The 14704-nt window shown below is 50.1% G+C and carries 7 protein-coding genes and 1 pseudogene; 3 read left to right on the forward strand and 5 right to left on the reverse strand.

All coding sequences use genetic code 11. From position 1 onward, the window contains the following. Positions 1 to 749 precede the first annotated feature (749 nt). The 3 genes from IX84_RS12180 to IX84_RS12190 form a co-directional block, all read right to left on the reverse strand. The gene (locus IX84_RS12180; protein WP_044220727.1) at positions 750 to 1787 is read right to left on the reverse strand and encodes a quinone-dependent dihydroorotate dehydrogenase; all 1038 of its coding nucleotides are present in this window, start codon (positions 1785 to 1787) and stop codon (positions 750 to 752) included. A 229-nt stretch (positions 1788 to 2016) separates the two neighbouring features. Next, positions 2017 to 2745, reverse strand: a complete 729-nt coding sequence (locus IX84_RS12185; RefSeq protein WP_044220729.1) for a response regulator transcription factor — start codon at positions 2743 to 2745, stop codon at positions 2017 to 2019. A gap of 58 nt (positions 2746 to 2803) precedes the next feature. After that, the gene (locus IX84_RS12190) at positions 2804 to 4333 is read right to left on the reverse strand and encodes a sensor histidine kinase (protein WP_044220733.1); all 1530 of its coding nucleotides are present in this window, start codon (positions 4331 to 4333) and stop codon (positions 2804 to 2806) included. Positions 4334 to 4986: 653 nt separating this feature from the next. Between IX84_RS12190 and IX84_RS12195 the strand changes: the two genes are divergently transcribed. Then, positions 4987 to 11739, forward strand: coding sequence for a T9SS type B sorting domain-containing protein (locus tag IX84_RS12195; protein ID WP_081968726.1), 6753 nt, complete (start codon positions 4987 to 4989; stop codon positions 11737 to 11739). A 163-nt stretch (positions 11740 to 11902) separates the two neighbouring features. On the opposite strand, the gene lipA is transcribed toward IX84_RS12195, so the two are convergent. Both lipA and IX84_RS12205 read right to left on the reverse strand, forming a co-directional pair. After that, a complete protein-coding gene (lipA, locus tag IX84_RS12200) occupies positions 11903 to 12775 on the reverse strand; it encodes a lipoyl synthase (RefSeq protein WP_044220817.1) in 873 nt (290 codons plus the stop codon). A 226-nt stretch (positions 12776 to 13001) separates the two neighbouring features. Then, on the reverse strand, positions 13002 to 13820 hold the full coding sequence (locus tag IX84_RS12205) for a hypothetical protein (RefSeq protein ID WP_044220742.1): 819 nt from the start codon (positions 13818 to 13820) through the stop codon (positions 13002 to 13004). A gap of 273 nt (positions 13821 to 14093) precedes the next feature. On the opposite strand from IX84_RS12205, the gene IX84_RS12210 reads away from it, so the two are divergent. After that, on the forward strand, positions 14094 to 14321 hold the full coding sequence (locus tag IX84_RS12210) for a hypothetical protein (RefSeq protein WP_044220747.1): 228 nt from the start codon (positions 14094 to 14096) through the stop codon (positions 14319 to 14321). Beyond that, positions 14318 to 14704, forward strand: a pseudogene (locus IX84_RS12215) (hypothetical protein); the annotation flags it as partial. The gene IX84_RS12210 and the pseudogene IX84_RS12215, both read left to right, overlap by 4 nt.

Genomic DNA, 14704 nt, shown 5'->3' on the forward strand with positions numbered 1-14704 from the left:
AGGTACGGAAAATAATACCATCAATTGTGTCCTCTTGGTTGTAAAACAAAGCCCCGCCAAGCTGATCCATTGGTCACTTAGCGGGGCTGCTGTTTGTAATCAGATCCTGTTGGTTTCACACCGGATAGCCTTTCATGGTCATCCAAAGGAGTAGGCAGAAAGAAGCCAGGGCTAGCCAGAACCGAATGTCCTGATAGAGTCGGTAAGTACGCTCTTGCATGGTATTGAAGTTGGTTTAAGCAATAGATAAATGCGCTGCAGAAATTTTCGCTCAGCGATGCTGATTGGTCCTACTAAGCAGGCGAAATATTTACTTCAAAAACGATGCCATAGTGGTTTTTTATAATGTGAGTATTGGAGAGGCAGGAGGGTTCACACAAAGGGAGGAAGAGATCACGCAAAGGTCGCAGTGTAAGGGCCGTCCTCCGGAGTGCTCTCCGCTCTCCGCGTCCCCCTTAGCGTGCGCTGCGTGAAACCTTCATACTGTGGTTCACGCAAAGGGAAGGAAGAGATCGCGCAAAGGCCGCAGCGTAAGGGCCGTCCTCCGGAATGCTCTGCGCTCTCCGCGTCCCCCTTAGCGTGCGCTGCGTAAAACCTTCATACTGTGGTTCACGCAAAGGGATGAGGAGATCGCGCAAAGGTCGCAGTGTAAGGGCCGTCCTCCGGAATGCTTAGCGCTCTCCGCGTCCCCCTTAGCGTGCGCTGCGTGAAACCTTAGCGGTCTCCGCGTGAACCCCATTTCGGGCAACCTACCGTGCAGCCAGCGCCTGATTAATCCGCCGCACCAGCCCTGGGCCTTCGTATACCAGGCCGGAGTAGATTTGGATGAGGTCAGCGCCGGCATCCAGCTTCTCGATGGCATCCTCAGGGCTGCTAATACCGCCCACGCCGATGATTTTGAAAGCACCGTTGCTGCGCTGTGCCAGGTAGCGGATTACCTCAGTCGCGCGCGCTTTGACAGGCTGGCCGCTGAGCCCTCCGGCGCCTATGGCTTCCACTTTTGATGCGGGCGTGGCCAGGCCTTCCCGGCTGATGGTGGTGTTGGTGGCAATGAGGCCATCGAGCTGCGTTTCCCGGGCAATGTCGAGGATGTCATCCAGTTGCCCATCAGTAAGGTCCGGAGCGATTTTGAGGAGTAGTGGCTTAGGGGCCGGCTTAGCCTGGTTGAGGTCCTGCAGCAGCTGCAGCAGCTTTGACAGCGGCTCTTTTTCCTGAAGGTCGCGCAGGTTGGGCGTATTGGGCGAACTGACGTTGACCACGAAGTAGTCGACGTAGGGAAATAACGCTTCGAAGCATTTGACGTAATCATCAGCCGCCTGCTCGTTGGGGGTCACTTTGTTTTTGCCAATATTGCCGCCAATGATAACGCCTTTGGGCTTACCATACCGCTTCAGGCGATTCACCAGCGCTTCCACACCGTCGTTGTTAAAGCCCATCCGGTTGATGAGGCCCTCGTCAGCCGGCAGGCGGAACAGGCGGGGCTGCGGGTTGCCGTCCTGACCCTTTGGCGTAACGGTGCCTACCTCAATAAAGCCAAAGCCCAGGTTGGCCATCGTTTTGTAGTGCTTCCCGTCCTTATCAAATCCGGCAGCCAGCCCTACAGGGTTCTCAAAAGTCAGCCCGAAGAGCTCGCGGCGCAGGGCAGGATGCTTATAGCGGTATAGACGCCGCAGCAACGCGCCGACGCCAGGCACCGACAATCCAAAATTGAAAAGGCTAAGGGTAATATGATGCGCCCGCTCCGGTGAGAAGCGGAAAAAGATAGGTTTGAGCAGGGATTTGTACACGGCTTTTAGTCGCAAAAATAGGCGATTGCGGGCATAAAAAAAGGCCAGGTAGCATTTTTCTACCCAGCCGGAATCATAATCCCAAAAACTATTCTTAAACAGACTTTTAAGTTAAGTCTGGTTTGATCAAGTATTGTAGTTTCACAAATATACTTATTTGTTCATTTACTGCCAAATGAATTGGTCGCTCTGAACAAAAAAAGATGGAAAACCACCGGAATTCTCTCTTTTATTTGGAAGCACCTTCCTCAGCCCGCACGAGGAGCTGAAAGCCGTTGCCATGAATATTGACGATTTCGATGTTGTTGTCTTTCTTCAGGTACTTGCGGAGCTTGGTAACGAAGACGTCCATACTACGCGCGGTGAAGTAATTGTCTTCTCCCCAAATTTTGGTCAGGGCTTCGGAGCGTGGCAGAATGTCGTTCATGTACATGGCAAACATCCGCAGCAATTGTGCTTCCTTAGGAGACAGTTTGTTTTCTTCCTCCTCCGGGCCGTCCGGGTCGAATGTCAGGATACGTAAGGGGAAGTTAAAGTGGTACTTCCCGATAGTAAACTCCTTGATTTCTTCTCGTGGGTCGGCTTTAGCCTGACTACGCTTCAAAATAGCCTGAATACGGTAAAGCAGCTCTTCGGAATTGAAAGGCTTGGAGATATAGTCGTCGGCTCCAATTTTAAATCCTTTGACTACATCCTCCTTCATCGTCTTTGCCGTCAGGAAAATAATGGGCATGTCCTCATCCTTTTCGCGGATTTCCTTAGCCAGGGTGAACCCATCTTTCTTAGGCATCATGACATCAAAAATGCACAAATCATAGGTGCCTTCATTGTATTTTTCGAGCCCTTGCTCTCCATCAGTTGCCAGGGTGACGTCATAGTCGTGCATTTCCAGATAGGAGCGCAGGACGTCGCCGAAATTTTGGTCATCTTCTACCAGGAGTATCTTATTTTCTGTCATAGTCGGAGGTTTTCTGTTCTGGAGTTAGTTTTTTTTCAGTCGGGTGCTGCACCATTTTTTACTGTTTGTAAGGGAAAAAGAGCGTAAAGCTACTGCCTTTGCCCAGTTCACTTTTCACATCAATCTGCCCCTGATGGGCGGTCATCATGGCTTTGACATAACTGAGGCCTAAGCCGAAACCCTTTACATCATGCACATCACCGGTGTGTACCCGGTAGAATTTGTCAAAGATATGCTTGCGCTGCTCTTTGTTCATACCGATGCCCTTATCGGAGATGGTGACTTCTACGCCGTTCGGGACGTTGCGGGTATGAACCGAAATCTCAGGCTTGTCTGGCGAATACTTATTCGCATTGTCCAGCAAGTTATTGATGATGTTGGAGATGTGGATATTGTCTCCCTCAATCATCGGGTTGCTGGCTTCCAGCTCTGCCCAGGCTTTACCATCTTTTTTTTCGACCTGCAGGCCGATGTTTTCTACCGCGTTATAAATAATGTCATGTAGGTTGACATCAGAAACTTTCAGCGAAAAGTCCTTTTTGTCAATCAAAGCCATTTGTAGAACTTTCTCTACCTGACTATTCATACGTTTATTTTCTTGTTTTATTATGTTGGCGAAGCGCCCAACCTTGTCTGCTTTACCCGCGATCATCGGGCTTGTGATGGAATCCGCGGCCAGGGAAATCGTCGCGATCGGCGTTTTGAACTCATGCGTCATGTTATTAATGAAGTCCGTTTTCATGGACGAGAGCTTCTTTTGCCGGAAAATCACATTGATGGTGTAAGCAAAGCAAAAGAGGATAATAGTTGTAAAAATTATGGATCCTAAGAAGTTGAGCCACAGGGATCTCCAAACAAAGCTGGTACGTTGCGGGAAGTGGATCATCAGCATGCCTGGAGCCGTTGCATCTTCCGGAAACAGGTCCACTTTATAGCGGGAGTTAAAAATAGTCCGGAAGCCCGGCAGGATTTCCTTTGGCTGATCGTCCTCTACCACGTAGTGCCCGTCAGCGATAATAAAGCTGTTTTTTTCTCTGGAAAAAACGCCGTAACTGTATTCGGTATCTATACCCCGGTTAGAAAGTTCCTGCTTAAGAAATTTGTCCAGCTTTTTTAACTTAATACGCTCTTCTAACGGAATCCCCCGAGCGCTTTGTTCGAAAATCACCATTAACTTGCGATAAGTGTCCTTTCGTTTACGGCATTCGGGAGAGTTACAGTCGTTCAGTAGCTCTGCCGTAAGCCAGTTGAGCCATGCACCACGGCTCACCTGATTGCCGCCATTAGCAATATCGGAGGGGCCCCAGTTGAAGTTAGGGGGCAAATTACCAGGCAGGTCAAGTTTTGTCCCGGTGGCTTCCTGATAATAAGCGGTTTGGAAGCCATTCAGCGAGTATTCAAGCACCTCTTGGCTTTCTTCGGTCTCCAGCCTGCGCGTCACGGCATTAAGCGCGGCATAAATATTTTTCTCGAAGCGTTCTTCATTCACTGCAACGGCCGTGCGGATGAGGTCCATTTGTAAGATGACCACGCCCAGAACAGCGGCACTCATCAGTCCGATTATCGCCCAGATTGCTTTTTTATTCATAAAGAACGACCTTCTTGGTTTGTGTTTAATAGGGGTTCTTATCTGAAGCAAATAAGAACTTTGACCTATCAAACAGGAACTTAACTCTTAAAGTTAAACATTCCTGTCAGGGCCACGTCGTGTTTAACAGACCTTTAACGCCGCAGGGTAAGATGGTGTTTTTTCTTGCGGCAATCCGTTATTTTGTAATTTGGGCGACATTTTGGCTTGCATTAATAAATTCCCGATGATCTGTAGTTCAGAATGCAAATTCAATATTTTTTTTGGCAAGTGGGCAATGAATTTGAAGTATGTTTTTTGTTTTGCTTTGGGACAAAGCCTCGTACTCCAAAGAAAAGGTGCGGTTTCGGGGCCATCTTGTTAAATTATTTCTTTACTGCCCTTCGATTTGGTATATTTGCTAAAGTTTAAACAATGAATTGCCCAAGCTGCCCCGGATATAAAATGCTCTGCGCGCTATTGGCCGTTGCTGTCCAATTCGTGTAAAGCACCCCACTAAACCTACCAAAAGAATCAAATAAGCACACACCTAAAATAATTATTATCGCCCAAAAACCATGACGGCGCTGCTGCTTCTTTGTATGCAACGATCATCTCCTGATGGAGATAACGGAAGAAATCATTTGGTTCGTTCAAGACTTTGATTGCATAACATGAAGAGAAATCTACTCCTTTGCCTTTTGACGCTGACTACTATCTCACTTTGGGCACAACAACCCCCCGGACCATGCCCTCCCGGTGAGCCGGCGCTTGCCAACAACTGCGGTGCAGCTTGCGTACTTTGTGACTTTACGACGTTCACAAGTAGTAACGATAACCCCAATACCGGGCAACAGGTACCCCCTGATTTTTGCCCTGGTCAGCCCATTCAGCCCCACAACGTTCAATGGGTGGGCTTTGTCGCTGGTACACCCAATATATCGATGAATGTACTTGTGGAAAACTGCAATGATGGGAATGGACTGCAAATCGGAGTTTGGGGTACTTCCGATTGCTCATCGTTTAACCTCGTCTCACAGTGTTCTTACCAGGTCAACCCCAATACCCCTACGCCATTTAATATGACCGGGCTTACCGTTGGAGCAACTTATTTCTTCATTGTGGATGGCTTCGATGATGACGTATGCGACTTCACCGTCAACGTCACTTCCGGTAGTACTACCGTCCCACCGGTGTCGGGTGTTCCCAACATCATACCCACCACGCCTCCGCCATACTGCCCGGGCAGCACAGTGACTTTAACTGTCAACGGCGTGCAAAATGCCGGTGCCTACCAGTGGACGGTCAATGGCACACCGGTTAATCAGGGCAACCAGGAAACAGTGACAATTAACCTGCCAGATGAGGCGAACTACACCATTTGTGTTACGCCGAGTAACGCCTGTAATGGTGCGGGCATCCCCAACTGTACCACTATCTCAACTACACCGCCCCCAACCGAAATGATCACCGAAGTGATCTGTCAGGATGAAGCGCCGTATACCTATCAGGGCTCTCCGCCTTTCTTTGAGACGGGAGTTTATAACTTTTCCTATTTTCAGAATGGCTGTCAGCAACCGGTGCAGCTGGACTTAACCGTAATCCCTCCTATCCCGCCCACTTTAATTACGGCGGAAATCTGCGAGGATGAAACCTACATCTTCCAGGGTACTCCGCTTAACCAAACCGGTCAGTACGAAGAAACGCTGACGACTGCTGATGGATGCGATAGTACCGTCATCCTCAACCTTACCGTAAACCCCAATACCTTTCAAAATATAGGGGAGGTCTTTATTTGTGAAACCCTTTTACCCTACATGGCCGGAGGGCCGGGGGGCGTGCCCATTTCACAGCCTGGCCCCTTTCAGGTGATACTTCCTAATGCCTTCGGGTGTGATCAGGTCACTGTGGGGTTCCTAACAATTACCTCGCCGGGCCTCATCATTGTAGATACAACCGTTTGTGAAGGAGAGCTTGTCATAATCGGGGATATTTTTAACGGTGGTTCCACTTTCACCGAAACGGGCTTCTACTCGGGAAATTTCACTGATCCGGGTGGATGTCAGAGTACTTTTCAGCTGGACCTCACCGTTTATGACCCGGTAACCAATATAGACACCACCATCTGTAACGGAGAGTCACTGACTGTGGGCGGTAATGAGTACAGTGCCGGCACAACGGATTTAGAAATCACGCTTCCTTCACAAACACCGGGTATCGATTGTGATAGTACCGTGATTTTAAACCTTACCATTCTTGACCCTATCGAAACTTTTCTGGAAGAAGAGATCTGCGAAGGGGACACCGCTATGGTAGGCTCCGAAATTTTCACCACAACCGGGGAGTACACCGTTCTGCTGCAGGCCAGCAACGGATGCGACAGTACCGTCTTCCTTGACCTGCTCGTCAACCCCAACGTTGAAACAACGATCACGCCGGAGGTGTGCTTTGGAGATGATTTTGTGCTCGGAGACTCTACCTTCACGGCCACCGGCACTTATGAAGTACCGCTGATGACCACTGAGGGCTGCGATAGTACCGTTATTGTTGAGCTCACCGTCAAGCCGGAAATTACAACAACGCTCGACGAATCCATTTGTGAAGGAGACGCTTTCACGGTAGGAGGCATGAGTTTTGATACTACGGGTACCTATGACGTGGTATTGACCGCAGCGGATGGTTGCGACAGTACCGTCACCCTGAACCTTGACGTCATCCCAACCGTATTTACAACGCTCGATGAAGAAGTATGTAATGGTGGCAGTTTCACAGTGGGCACTTCCACTTACGATGTGACGGGCACCTACATGGATACGCTCCCGGCAATAAACACGGGCTGCGATAGTGTTATCACCCTGAACCTGACTGTCCTCGACCCGATTATTGAGGACATCACCCGTAAGGTGTGTACCGGACAGGCAGTAATGGTGGGAAGCAGCACCTACGATTCGCCGGGTATGTATACCGACACCCTGATGACGCCTGAGGGCTGCGACAGTATCGTCAATTTAACGCTTACGATCGAAGATGTGATCCGGGATACACTGTCCACCTCTATATGTGAAGGAGAAGTCTTCACCGTAGCCGGCACCGATTATGATGCGACCGGGCTTTATCCTAATGACTTTGTTACGGCTTCGGGTTGTGATAGTGTGTTCTACCTGAACCTCACCGTTGTCCCAACCCGGATTACGGTGATAGACAGCACCATTTGTGATGGGGAAAGCGTAACCATTCTGGGCAACGACTATACCACCACAGGCATGTTTGAAGACGTGACCACGGCGGTGGAAACGGGTTGCGACAGTATTGTCCGGCTCAACCTTACGGTGCTGAATGTCCCACGGACCGACCTTACAGAATCCATCTGTGACGGGGAGACTTATACGGTAGGTACCTCAGATTATACCACGACTGGTATGTACGCAGATACCTTACAGGCGGCGAATGGCTGCGACAGTATCATCACGCTGGACCTGACCGTGCTTGATGTACCGGAAATAGGCCTTACCGAGTCAATTTGTGATGGAGAAACGTACACGGTAGGCACTTCTGATTATACCGCATCCGGATTCTACACCGACACCCTTGTGGCGGCAAATGGCTGTGATAGCATCGTAATGCTGGACCTGACGGTACTCAATGTACCTGAAGTTGACCTGGTAGAAAGCATTTGTCAGTTCGAGTCTTACGAAGTGGGCCCATCCAGCTACACCATGAGCGGGAGCTATGTGGATACGCTCGTTGCGGCAAATGGCTGCGATAGTATTGTCAGCCTTGAACTGACAGTATTCCCCGTGAAGCGGGACACCCTGGATATTACCATTTGCAATGCCTCTTCCTACACGGTTGGTAGCAACACCTACAACGTGGAAGGCACCTACGTAGATACCCTCAGTTCTAACCTGACGGGCTGTGACAGTATTGTTACCCTGAACCTGACGGTACGCGATTTCTTCGAAATCAATCTGAACCGCACAGTATGCGAAGGAGAGTCTTTCACAGTGGGTACAACGCCTTACGACTCCACCGGGATGTACTCTCAGACCTTCATTTCCGTGGAGGGCTGCGATAGTATTGTGAATCTCAATCTTACCGTCATTCCATTCCCACGGACCGACCTGGCACCTGTCATTTGCGAAGGGGATACTTTTAATGTGGCGGGCAATCCTTATTTCCAGACCGGCGTGTATATGGATACGCTGACTTCCTTTGTCTCAGGCTGCGACAGTATTATTACCCTTGACCTTACCGTCAATCCAACGCTGTTTACCAGTCTTACAGAAGAAATTTGCGATTACGAAACTTACACTGTAGGCACTTCGGTCTACAATACCACAGGGATTTATACAGATACCCTCAGTTCGGTGGTGACCGGCTGCGATAGTATCGTTACCCTGGACCTGACAGTGCACCCTACGCTGTTTACTGATCTGACGGAGGAAATTTGCGATGGGGAGACTTACACGGTTGGCACTTCTGACTACACCACGAGCGGAAACTATGTGGATACCCTTAGCTCAGTTGTCACAGGCTGCGACAGTATTATCACACTGGACCTGACGGTGTATCCCATCCCGATGACGAGCCTGACGGAAATTGTTTGTTTTGGTGATACCTATACCGTTGGTACTTCCACCTATGATGCCACTGGCAACTTTGTGGATACGTTGACCTCAGCGGTGACCGGCTGCGATAGTATTGTCATGCTCGACCTGACGGTACGGGAGGAAATCCGAACGGAGCTGGTGCAGGAGATTTGCGACTATGAGACCTTCTCCGTTGGCAACAGTACCTACAATACTACTGGTATGTACGCGGATACGCTCACCTCGATCGCCACTGGCTGCGACAGTATCGTCACGCTTGACCTGACCGTACACCCGACCTTGTTCACCGAGCTGACGGAGGAAATCTGTGATTACGAAACCTTCACGGTGGGCAGTAGTACTTACAATACGACCGGCGTGCATGTAGATACGCTCAGCTCGGTAGTGACCGGCTGCGACAGTATCGTCACGCTTGACCTGACCGTGCATCCGACCTTGTTCACCGAACTGACGGAGGAAATTTGCGATGGGGAGACTTATACCGTTGGCACTTCTGATTACACGACGAGCGGGAACTATGTGGATACGCTCAGTTCGGTCGTCACCGGCTGCGACAGTATCATTACGCTGGATCTGACGGTGCACCCCATTCCGATGACGAACCTGACGGAAATCGTTTGCTTTGGCGATACCTATACCGTTGGCACTTCTACCTACGATGCCACTGGGAACTATGTGGACACGCTCAGCTCGGTCATCACCGGCTGCGACAGCATAGTTACTCTTGACCTGACAGTTCGGGAGGAAATCCGCACGGAACTGGTACAGGAGATTTGCGACTACGAGACCTTCTCCGTTGGTAACAGCAATTATAATACCACTGGTATGTACGCGGATACGCTTACCTCGGTAGCCACCGGTTGCGACAGCATCGTCACGCTGGATCTGACGGTGTACCCGACGCTGTTCACTGAACTGACGGAGGAAATCTGCGACTACGAGACCTTTACAGTGGGCAGCAGCACCTATAATACGACCGGCGTGCATGTAGATACGCTCAGTTCGGTGGAGACCGGTTGCGATAGTATCGTTACCCTCAACCTGACGGTGCACCCAACCCTGTTTACCTCACTCACACAGGAGATTTGCGATGGCGAGAGCTTTGGCGTCGGCACATCTACCTACACTACAAGCGGCACTTTCGTAGACACGCTTAGCTCAATGGTGACGGGCTGCGACAGTATCATCACCCTGGACCTGACCGTGTACCCGATCGAAATGACTATGCTTACGGAAGAGATTTGCGAAAGCGAAACCTTTAGTGTTGGGTCCTCGACCTACAGCGAGGCAGGCAGTTATACAGATACGCTGACCTCGGTGGTGACTGGATGTGATAGTATCGTCATGCTCGATCTGGTCGTTAATCCCGAGTACGAAATTACTTTACAGGAGAATATCTGCGACGGAGAGTCCTTCCCTGTTGGCGCAGAAAGCTTCTCGCAAACGGGCACTTATACCGTTCCATTGACTACGGCAGCGGGCTGTGACAGTATCGTCACCCTTGAGCTATCCGTCTTCCCCTGCGAGCTGCAGTTTGCCAACGAAGCAACGGATGTCAGCTGTTTCAACGACTCCGACGGGGAGGTAGCTTTTGAAGTGCTGGTAGGTACGCCGCCCTATACCTTTACCTGGCAGGCGCTGCCGGGAGGGCTGCCCAATGGCAACGGCACTATTGATGGCAACAACCTTGAAGAAGTCATTGACCAATTGCCGGCCGGTACCTATCGTATTGATGTGGTGGACAGCTCCCCATTTGAAATTTCCGGCAGCTTCCAGGTCGTAGTGGCACAACCAGAGCCTGTCGATATTGAGTTGCTGCTTTCCGAATACAATCAGTTCAACGTGAGCTGCGCATCCGAAACAGATGGCTTTATTAATGGTATTGTTACCGGTGGCATCCCACCTTACAGTTATACCTGGAGCAATGGAAGCCGCCTGGATGGCATTGATGAGCTCGGCGCTGGCACTTACAGCCTTACCGTAACGGATGCTAACGGGTGTACTGCTTCAGCAGAAGCAACACTAATTGAACCTGAAGGCTTGAATGTCGCTCTAAGTGTTACCGATCCCCTTTGCTTTGGCGATGAAGCAGGCGTGGTCAGTGTTGACGCAGTGGAAGGAGGGGTCACTCCATATGTCTATGGTATAGATGGCTCTCCAATGTCAGGCAGCCCACTGTTTACCAACCTGACCATCGGCTCACACCTTGTACAGGTGCAGGATGCGAATGGTTGTACAGATTTACAAGAGGTTATTGTCAATCAGCCGGAAGAGCTAATCGTTGATCTGGGCGATGATATAGACATCGAGCTGGGTGAAAGTGTAGAGCTCTACGCAGAGACTACCAACGATGATATGATTGCGCAGTACATTTGGCGTATTGATACAGCTGCACGCCCCTCCTGCCTGGATTGTGTCGATCCGTTGATCACGCCGCAGGTGACGATGTCTTATTTCGTTACCGTAATTGATGAGAACAACTGTCAGGCAACCGATCAGATCACGGTATTCGTAGACAAAGACCGGGATGTTTTCATTCCGAATGTCTTCTCGCCTAATGGAGATGGCAGCAATGATGTCTTTACCATCTTTGCGGGGCCTGAGGTCATCCGGGTCAACAGCTTCCAGGTTTACAACCGGTGGGGTGAACCGATGTACGAAATCTACGACTTCCCGGCTAATGATCCTACCTTCGGCTGGGATGGCACTCACCGGGGCGAACTGATGAACGGGGGCGTCTACGTCTACGTCGCTGAGATTGAGTTCGTGGATGGTGTCATTGAACTATACAAAGGCGATGTCCTGCTGATGCGGTAATGCCCTGTGATTTCAATAGACTTATGCAAAAGCCCGGCTGCCAAACGTTAGCCGGTCTTTTGTGTGTGGAGAGCATAACGATAAGGCCGGATACTAAAAAGAAAACCGGAAGCTTGCTCTGTGCAAACTTCCGGTTAACAAGGTCTTTTAGAGAAAGCCGTTCTTACAGGTGGCGCTCAGCGTGGTAGCTGGAACGGACCAAAGGCGCGCTTTCCACAAAGTCAAAGCCTTTAGACAGGCCAACTTCTTTATACTCGGCGAATTTATCAGGGTGGACGTATTCCACCACATCGAGGTGCATCTTAGTAGGCTGCAGGTACTGGCCGATGGTCATCACGTCGCAACCGTGCTCCAGCAGGTCATCCATGGTTTTGTACACCTGTTCATCCGTTTCACCCAGGCCTACCATAATGCCAGACTTGGTGCGCTTACCGTAATCCTTGGTGCGTTGTATTTGCTCCAGGCTTCGGTGGTACTTGGCCTGCGGGCGAACTTTCCGGTACAGGGCTTCCACGGTTTCCATATTGTGAGAAACCACTTCCTGCCCGGCGCTGATCATACGCTCCAGGGCCCACCAGGTCGCCCGTACATCAGGGATAAGCGTCTCGATTGTTACCTCAGGAGTACGCTCTTTGATATGGCGCACGGTTTGGTACCAGACTTCTGCGCCCCGGTCCTTACGCTCATCGCGGTTGACGGAGGTAATAACGGCATGCTTCACCTGCATCAGGTCAATCGCTTCTGCTACCCGGCGCGGCTCGTCCTCATCATACTCCGGTGGACGGCCGGTCTTCACTGCGCAAAAAGAGCAAGACCGGGTACAGGTGTTGCCCAGGATCATGAAAGTAGCAGTACCAGCACCCCAGCACTCGCCCATATTCGGGCAGTTGCCGCTTTGGCAGATGGTGTGGAGGTTGTAGTCGTCCACCAGGCTGCGGACTTTCTTATAGTTGGGCCCGATTGGCAGCTTCACACGTAGCCAGTCCGGCTTTTTACGTCGTTGTTCTTTGCTTTCTACTACAGGTAATTCCAGCATGGGAATCGTTTTTATGACTTTCGCAAAATCCGGATAATGGTTTTGCGGTAATGTATTTTCGATCAATCAACAGTCAGGCCAAGCTTATAGTTTTGGGAAGTATGGAGTCATTGGGCTAACAAAAGTGTTCGGCGCACTTCGTTAAATCAACGTCAAAACACCCAGATTTACTACAGAGCCTGGTCCCGGGCTGGGATCAATTGTAGACAGGCACCGGCAAACTACGCTACCAGCGCTTGCCCAACTGCAAATTTACGTAAAGATTGATAAAGAAAGGACGGTTCTCGGTGTTTACGACTTCCGGTGATTCGACCATAATCGGAATGGTGCGCGTAAAGACATCAACCATCACTCCGGCTTCGACTGCCTTCACGAATTCATCGAAAGCACCCCAGTCAAAGTGGAGGGCAAATTTGCCATGCATGCCGGGCACCACTTCCAGTTCGCCCAGTCCCTGGGCAAAACCTGAAGAGCCATAGATACGGCTGATTTCCAAAAAGGTATTGGCGTTGTCAGCGCTGTATTTTTCACTGCGCACCACAAAGTTATCGACACTGCCCGGCTCGGAGGTACGGATGAGTTCAAGGTAGTAAGGCTTGAGCAAACCGAGGGACGGGCCGCCTTCGTAAGTGATGCCGACCGCCACGCCACGCCGCTTGGCTTTTTCAGAAAAATAACGCTTTTCGCCGAAGCCGGTACGAAGGACAAAGAAGTTATTCTGCTTACCAAAAACGAAAGCCCGGGAAACACGTGCCGACTGCCGCTGAAAGTCAAAACTTTGCCGGTACTCTTTCGGGTGCTTGATTTCGCCGAATTCTACATTGATGTACCGGGTCAGGTAATAAGTTTTCAGGCGGGCAAAGTTGACTCCAAAGGCAAAGCCATTGGTTTGCAGTAATTTAAGGTCTGCTGTGATTTCACGATCATACACAATACCCTCCGACTCATCGTAGATGTTTTGATTCGTCTCGAAGGTTTGTTGTGCAAAGAGGGGCACAATGCTCAGCAGGAAAAACAGGAAAGAAACAGATCGTAACTTCAGCATACTCGGTTGTGGTAGTCCTGTCTCCGAAAGGGAGGCTGCAATAGCGAAATCACCTGACGGCGGCAGAAATGGTAATAGTACTAATACTACATTATTTTGCCTTAAAGGTTCAATACACTTCATTGGCAATTTTAGCAAAAAAAAGAAGGAGGATCGGCAAAAACTGAGCTCCCCGCGTTGTTTGTCTCAATTTATACAAAAATGCCAAATAATGCCAGTACTACTTTGACAGGGTGTGTATAACAAATTGCACAAGTTAGCTATCTTTAAAGTATGAAGAAGCCAACCCCCACCCCGAGCGAGCTAGAACAAGTTGCCGACGAGATACTAAGTGGCATGCGTGCCGAGCTACTCGACTTTCTGCAATCTCAAGCCAACGCGACCTCATCGTCAGCTTATGAGAATAGCGTTTTAGATTTAGCCCGCCAATTTGCCCAAAAGGTAGCTACCCAACAAGATGGGCCACTGCCAAAGAGCCGCAACGCTAAAAAAAAGTCTTGACAAGTTTTGGGCAGCTTACGCTGTCTAAAAACCACGTGCTATGCCAAGGCACAAAACGCTTTGCCCTCAGTGAGCGCCTGCGGGAGCTGTGCTGCCTGCTAGGACAGGGCAGTGTTTACGAGCAGGCTAGCGAGACGCTGTTTACCAGTCTTACAGAAGAAATTTGCGATTACGAAACTTACACTGTAGGCACTTCGGTCTACAATACCACAGGGATTTATACAGATACCCTCAGTTCGGTGGTGACCGGCTGCGATAGTATCGTTACCCTGGACCTGACAGTGCACCCTACGCTGTTTACTGATCTGACGGAGGAAATTTGCGATGGGGAGACTTACACGGTTGGCACTTCTGACTACACCACGAGCGGAAACTATGTGGAT

The sequence above is a fragment of the Phaeodactylibacter xiamenensis genome (genome assembly GCF_000759025.1).
In the GTDB taxonomy this organism is placed as follows: domain Bacteria; phylum Bacteroidota; class Bacteroidia; order Chitinophagales; family Saprospiraceae; genus Phaeodactylibacter; species Phaeodactylibacter xiamenensis.